At 31.7% G+C, this 7,089-nt stretch carries 5 protein-coding genes and 1 pseudogene; 3 read left to right on the forward strand and 3 right to left on the reverse strand.

The genetic code is table 11. The features are described 5' to 3' along the window. Both ACFQ19_RS20045 and ACFQ19_RS20050 read left to right on the forward strand, forming a co-directional pair. Nucleotides 1-170, forward strand: a 170-nt coding sequence (locus tag ACFQ19_RS20045) for an ATP-binding protein (protein ID WP_379594618.1), incomplete at its 5' end; no start/stop codon positions are given. 44 nt (nucleotides 171-214) lie between these two features. After that, nucleotides 215-535, forward strand: a complete 321-nt coding sequence (locus ACFQ19_RS20050) for a hypothetical protein (protein ID WP_379594611.1) — start codon at nucleotides 215-217, stop codon at nucleotides 533-535. 113 nt (nucleotides 536-648) lie between these two features. Here the strand turns inward: ACFQ19_RS20050 and ACFQ19_RS20055 are convergent, their stop codons facing one another. The 3 genes from ACFQ19_RS20055 to ACFQ19_RS20065 form a co-directional block, all read right to left on the reverse strand. Then, complete coding sequence (locus ACFQ19_RS20055) at nucleotides 649-981, reverse strand: hypothetical protein (RefSeq protein ID WP_379594613.1); 333 nt, start codon at nucleotides 979-981, stop codon at nucleotides 649-651. Between the two features lie 68 nt (nucleotides 982-1,049). Next, entirely contained in the window at nucleotides 1,050-1,238 is a 189-nt protein-coding gene (locus ACFQ19_RS20060; RefSeq protein ID WP_379594615.1) for a hypothetical protein, read from the reverse strand. Nucleotides 1,239-1,791: 553 nt separating this feature from the next. Beyond that, nucleotides 1,792-6,417, reverse strand: a complete 4,626-nt coding sequence (locus ACFQ19_RS20065) for a hypothetical protein (protein ID WP_379594617.1) — start codon at nucleotides 6,415-6,417, stop codon at nucleotides 1,792-1,794. A 266-nt stretch (nucleotides 6,418-6,683) separates the two neighbouring features. Here ACFQ19_RS20065 and ACFQ19_RS20070 point away from each other — a divergent pair. Beyond that, nucleotides 6,684-6,963 (forward strand): annotated as a pseudogene (locus ACFQ19_RS20070) (IS5/IS1182 family transposase); the annotation flags it as partial. Between the last annotated feature and the right edge of the window lie 126 nt (nucleotides 6,964-7,089).

Here is a 7,089-nt window from a genome sequence, read left to right on the forward strand (position 1 = left end):
AGAATGCATCTACCATTTTCTGTTCTCAATTTGATCCTCGAGGCTGGCATGAAAAGATTGGCGAAATTACGTTAGCCGATGCGATATTAGACCGAATTGTACATGATTCATATCCCATTATGATTGACGGAAATACTTCAATGAGAGAAAAGCATGGATTAAAAAATTAATTCACCATAAAATGAAAACGCTTTATTATATGGGGGGTTTTCACATGACAATGAATGAAGTAATAGAGATATTGCACGCTCACTATATAGAATGCGATCAAAGTACGATTAAAAAATGGATTATCGAAGGGAAATTAAAAGCTTCACAAGTAGATTCTGGTGAATACGAAGTGGAAGAAGAAGATCTTCGTGACTTTTTTTATTATCAAAGTACCGTTGGAACTGCTTTTGAAGAAGGCATTAGTGACAAAGTAAGAATTGAAAGGTTACTGGAGTATGTTCAAAAATTAGAAGAAGAAATGGCGAAATTAAGATGGGAAAAAACGCTACTTGAGTTTGAATTAGGTATAAGCCCTTTTAATTAATTTCTAGAGCCACTATCAATTTGGTAGTGGCTCACCTTTGTCTTAAGTGGGTCAATTTCTTGTCCTAAGTGGGTCAAAAAGATGGCATAGTCGGGTCTCGCCGATGGCAATACTCAATAAGCATAGGGAATCTTTCCGTTCTCCCGTGCTTCTGCTGCGTACTCATGATGTAGTAAAGTCAAAGTCACATTCTTTTTTTGTAATTCCTTATGCACCTTCTCCCAATCAACCGGAAAGTAACCTTTCTCAATAGCTTGTTTCTCGGGAAAGAGAAGCTCTTCCAACCATGGATTGGTCATCGTCTCCTCCAAATTTTCAAGATGAAGCTTCTTAGCACGATGAACAACCTCAGAGACCGTATTCCTTGAATGCCCTGTGCTGGAACTTATTGTTCTTTGGCTAACTCCTTCAAAATATAATTCCAGAATTTTACGACAATTAACCACAAAAAAACCTCCTGTATATAAGTATCATGCTTATATTGCATGTAACTTATATTATACAAGAAGTTATTCTAAAGTGGCTCTCCCATCCGCAAAAGGTGGCTCTTTTCATCTGCAATAATCAGGCCGTAATCATCAATTAAACGTTCATAGCGGTGTTGATTATCAAATGGGATTTTGCTTGGAATACTTGCATTTTTATCCAATATCTGAAAGTACTCTAATAGTTTACCCTCGTCTCTTTTATAATAGTATTCCAATAGCATCTTAACACCATATTCTAAAAGCTACCCACCCCAGCCAAAAACAGCTAGAATGAATAGCTTCCACCAAACCCATATCAACTTACCTATCTTTCTTCTTCCCCTTATACCCCAAATTCTCCAAAAAGTCCTCCACAACCTCTTCCGGCAACACAATTACCGAAATCCTCGAACCCTTAGCCATAACCATCATCCTACAAGTAAACTCCAATGTTTCCAACCGTATCACCGCTTCTTCCACACTATTATCGAAACAATAATACAATGGTTTTTCAAAAATAGTACATTCGCTTTCTTAGCCGCTTCCCCAACTTCTTTCCCTAAAGCTGTACTTCCCGAATAAAGATACGTGAACGATAATTATATTGGTAAAAGTCAAATCCTCCAGTAAGGTGGCTAAAGTCATGGCAGGCAAGGCTTTCACCTAAATACGATTTGAGGTAGATGTAATTATGATACAATACTATACAGAAATCTGTAATAGGTACAGATTCTTTTCAAGCTACACATATTAAAAGACACGCCTTCATCGCTATTTTACATTAACAAACTATTTGTCCATTATTGCCTCTGTTAATTCACGGATTGTTCCAATCTGATTTTCAAACATTTCATCCCATATATCTAAACATTGTTGATTAACTTGAAAATCATTTTGAGTCTTATCATAAAGTAATGCAATTAATTTTGATAGTTCCGGTGTAACACCATATAATTCACTTCCTACATTATTGACTTCATGATTAAAATTATGAATTAAATTTCTGCAAATCCCGAATATTACATTTTTAAATACTACAATCTGAACATCATTTTCACTTATAAACATAATAAAATCACGAATTATTCCTTTGTTAGCTTTAGAAGTAACTAACCTTAATATAAGCTCTTCATCTTCTTGTACATTTAATTTATCTTCAGATAGCAATCGAGAATACAAATAGGTGAAATCTTCACTCATACCGTTTTCACCTATTATCTGTAAAATGATCTCTTTACATTGTTCATGATATTTTTGAGTATCAATAAGAGTTACTGCAACCCCGAGCATTCCCTCTATTCGATTCTTAGATTTCTTAAATTTATTAAATATAGTATCTTCAAAGCAACCGTAAAATACATACATATTTGCTACATGTTTAGCTCCTGCTAAAGCAACATCTTCAAATCGAGACTTAAACATTTCTAAAACTAATTCTTTAATATCTTCAGGATACTCTTTATATAAATAATAAAATATTTCATTTGCATACGGGTGAGAGACAAGTCTTAAATCTTTTTTGGCTAATTTAAAAAAGCATTCAACAGCAAATTCCTTATTATAATTCATAATTGGTTTAATACATTCTATAGCTGACATATTAACCGCCAAATCTTTATCATTGACAATAGATTCTATGGCTACTCTAAAATCATTATATCTATCTCCGTTTTCCCAAAGTAAAGCCGCTATTGCCTCTGCAGCACAACCTCTTGCACAATTCATTGAATTCATAAATATTGACTCTATCGTTTCTAGTTCCGATTCTTTGGATGACATTATATTAAGTTTCCCTGGTTCAGGATTAGGATGGTTTTTAGCTATATTAGTTATTAAATTTAAAATATCCTTATTCCATAATTCTCCAGATCTTTCTCTGATTCCTCTGCAAAGAGACATCACGACGCTAATATCATATATGTTACTCCACTTTGTATATAATTTCTGCGCTAGATCAAGACTAACTGGATACCAAGCCTTATTTTCAACAATATCCTTAGCCGGCTCTTTTACACCAATAATATTAAAAATAGCCGTTATATAATTATATTCTATATCTTCTGGTAACTCCAATGCCAATTTAGCAAATCTATTTGGTTCTTTCTTTCCGATTCTTTCAAAATCCCTGGCAAATTGTTCTGGCGAAGATTCTAAAATAGCTCCTTCTGATAAATTCCATTTTTCATTTTGATATTTTTTTTGCGTAATTATTCTTAACCATTCTTTATCTTTAATCTTCTCAGCTTTATTCCCAATAGTTGAACTTACCCATCCTGTACTGACTCTATTTTTTTTGTGTATATTAACTTGACCATTAGATCGTCTTTCAAGAATTTTCTTTAATTGAAAAGTATTTCTAGAAATTCTGTTTTGGTCAAGTGCAGATATTAAATAAGTTTGTACTTCTCCCCAATATCGATAATAAACTAGTTGTTTACTTTTCTTTTTTCTATTTTCTTTATTAAACTCAAATCTTCGTCGTGCCCGTACCAGCTCATTTTCTTCACGATAATAATAAAGAACATTCTCTAATCTGTTAAATACTTCACCTGAACATGTTTTAGAATGTTTTTCTATTATTTGTTTTGCTGAAAACAAGTAATTATCGCGTTCTCCTGTGTAATTAAAGAATCTTTTATGCGGGTTCTCTATTAACAATTTTATTACAAAATCTGAGTATTTACTTGGACAATCTTCCATAACATTTAATAAAATCTCATTAATTATAAGTGAATTGTATTCATAATATTTTTTACAGCTCTCTAAAATGTTGACTGTATCATTTTTAATTAATTCTTTTCCTGCAACTTTAATCATCTCTATGTAAGTTCTCCCATACATATATTTCGTATATTGCTCAGATTTCCAAAAATTTAGTTTCTTATCATAGAGGGAGATTACATTTTGAGTTATTTTAGCAATATATGGCATATAATTTTCCCAAACATATTCTGGATTACTTTTCGCACTTTCAATAAAGTTTTTAAGAGCTTTTTTATTTAGTCTATTCCTGTCTTTAATAGATTCTTCCACAAAATTCTTTACAATCACATCTATTAAACGTAACATTCTATACGGACATTTTTGTGTAAACAACCCCCAGTAAATATATTCACTGCATAAATGAGGTCTAAATCTCAATAATTCCAATCTAAATTCAAACATATTATCAGAATCATCTGCTATATCCCTACAAAATAAACTATTAATCATCTTATCCAATTCATTTTCTTTAAATGCTAAAGGATAAAGCAATGAAGTTAGCTCATCAGGCATTTTTGAGTTAACAGATCCTAGTAACATCATTGCAGTAACTCTTTCATCTTCAGAATTAAGCCACTTGGTAATGAAGCCCTCTTGGATTAAAAGTTTTATAAAAGTAGGATGTTTAGCAAAAACTATATCCAATAAATGGCTTTTCCAGTGTGAAATGTTAATATACTCTTTTAAAAATGTTTTCACTTTAAATGTAACTGATTCCGTTTGTCCTAGAACCTCAAAAAATACATATTTCATGTAAAAGCGTATATCTTTACTATTTATTAGTTCAACCCCAACATCTATAAAATAATCTATATCATCATTTAAAAGATTTTCTAATAACATTTGGAGTTGATATCTTTTAGATGGAGTTTGTTTAGAAATAGGACCAAGGATATTCGAAATAGAATCCCCTTCAAATATTTTTCGAATCATTTTTTCAACCAAGAAATAATCAAAAAAACTTTGATGGACAAAGCCGATACTATTTCCCTTCGAAAGTAATAAACCATTAGATAGTAATTGTTCGGTTGCAACCTTTGAACAATCACTTATTAATAGTTTAGGTATTGTTAATTTCCCTAATTTATCCATTTGTTTCGCAATTGTATCTTTAAGTTCATTTATAGAATGAATAGACACGCCCAAACTTTCAATTTTTATACTTAATTGTTCCCACCATTCTTTGATTAAATCACTGGAAGATAGATAAATATTATTTTTTCTACTATCTTCTAAATTTGACCAAATGTAAAGGTTATTAGGTATTTTTAATAATAACTTAAGTTTCTTGGATAGGTTGTCATACGACCCCCCCACAACTTCTTTTACTTTTTTATCATCTAATTCACTTATTATTATTTCTTTCCACACTTTATTTTCAACATCATTATTTTGTTGATTTGAAAATAGTGTTTTCAACCCAATATCATTTTCAAAATCAAATGTACGACAAGAAAAAACTATTGATATTTTTTTATTTCGTTCTTTGTTTAAATGATTTACTTCCTCTATCATTTCTCTACAAACTTCTAGTGCTGTACTTGAGTGGCTATTTGTCCAACGAATTGCATCAAGTTGATCTAAAATCAAAACAGCTTCTTTATCACCTGCAATTGCATCAATACAGTGTACAGGGGAAGCTGGTAAATCTAGTTGTTCTCCATATTTATTAGATGAATATTCTGGAACACGCCGATCAAGTTTCAAGGCAAGATAAGGTATATTTTCTTGTTTAAATCGATTTAGTAATTCAATAATACACCCGCTTTTTCCACTTCCTGCCTTCCCATGTATAATTATCGAATTTCCATTTAAAACCTTTTTATAACATTCTTCACTTTCTCTTCGGTGGATTAGAGAGCCATTAATTTTAACAAAAGAAGAGACAAATTCTTTGTTCAGATTTTCAAACCTTGGAATTATCCGTTCATCATTATGAAGCTTTCTAAGTGAAATTCCACCCCTGCTTTCTAAAAAATTCAATACAGCATAACTTGATATTTCTTTTCCTAACAAATCATTTTCTAATGGAAAATTTAGTAACAAATTGTATATACTTTCAGAATCTCCAGTAAAGAGATAACTTATTGTTTCCTTCAAAGTTTTTTTTGTTTCTAAATCATCTGAAAAATGGATGACATACATTCTCTTTAGGTAATTTAGGAGCTGCCCATTATCTTGTACTGAAGTATAACCTAAGCCAAAATAACTAGCTATCCTTTTATAATCATCATGTACTTTTTCACTATTTTTTATCTGAGATTCATAAAAATCAATAGGGCTATCATTAGTATTTCTTGCCCTATTAGTAATATCATTTAACATCATACTATTAACCGCTGAAACAAATTGATAAGTAATATTTTCATTAGAGTCTAAGTGCTTTTTAGCATTAACAAAAACCTTTTTGGATCCTAAATCGCTTATAGACCAACTTTCTTTACTTCCATTTCTCGCCTTACACTGGGAACATACCAAACTTCCATCCTTATTTTTAATCCAGAGATCGATTCCTTCTTCTTTTGCTCCAACAGCTTCCCACGTAATAGAGGTTATTTCCTCTTTAACTAGTCGCAGCATTTGTTTTACTACCCACCTCACTTCATAACTATTACCAGACTTATCCGCTCTTCCCCCTACTTCAAAAGGCATTGCCTTCCCCCTCTCCATTTAACAGATAATACTTGCTTAGTTTCAATTGAAGATTTTTAATATTTTTATTGTATTAATAATATATCTAAGTCTCTAATAATTCAAATAGTGATGTATACAATGATTATTTTAACAGCTGAATGAATTTCATAATTCAAAGCCCTTGTATCCTAAGCTTTTTGAAACATAAAAAAAGAAGTACCTCCCCAAATCATGTAGAATGGTAGTTGACCACAAACCATAAAAAGACTGAAGGAGTACTTCTTATGACCATTATACAACAACCAAGCTTATTTGGTACCCAAGAATTATATGACATGGTCCTACCCAAAAGTATGAAGCGATTTTTTCAGCGATTGATCTGGATCGTATTTATCATGCAATTAATAAGAAATCCCGACTGGGAGCGCCTGTTGAACTCAACTATGCAGGGATGATTATTTCTTTTTTATTCGCTATATTGAACATATCCCAATCATCAAAGATTTAATCAAGCGTCTGAATGATGACTTTATCTTTAAAATGAACTGCGGCTTTCTAGTTTCCGTAAGCGTCAAATAATCCCCACCTACAAGTTATAAACCACGCATGAGATAATCTCCATAGAAAATCATACGGAGGTTATGCGATGACAAATGCAGAAAAAAGAACAGAATGGAAAGCAAGATATGA

The sequence above is a fragment of the Oceanobacillus locisalsi genome (assembly GCF_042675985.1).
GTDB classification, from domain to species: domain Bacteria; phylum Bacillota; class Bacilli; order Bacillales; family Amphibacillaceae; genus Oceanobacillus; species Oceanobacillus locisalsi.

Bases quoted from the DNA above. Each gene is read 5' to 3' on its own strand.
- ACFQ19_RS20050 (WP_379594611.1), top strand. From the start codon at position 215: ATGACAATGAATGAAGTAATAGAGATATTGCACGCTCACTATATAGAA.
- ACFQ19_RS20065 (WP_379594617.1), bottom strand. From the start codon at position 6,417: ATGCCTTTTGAAGTAGGGGGAAGAGCGGATAAGTCTGGTAATAGTTAT.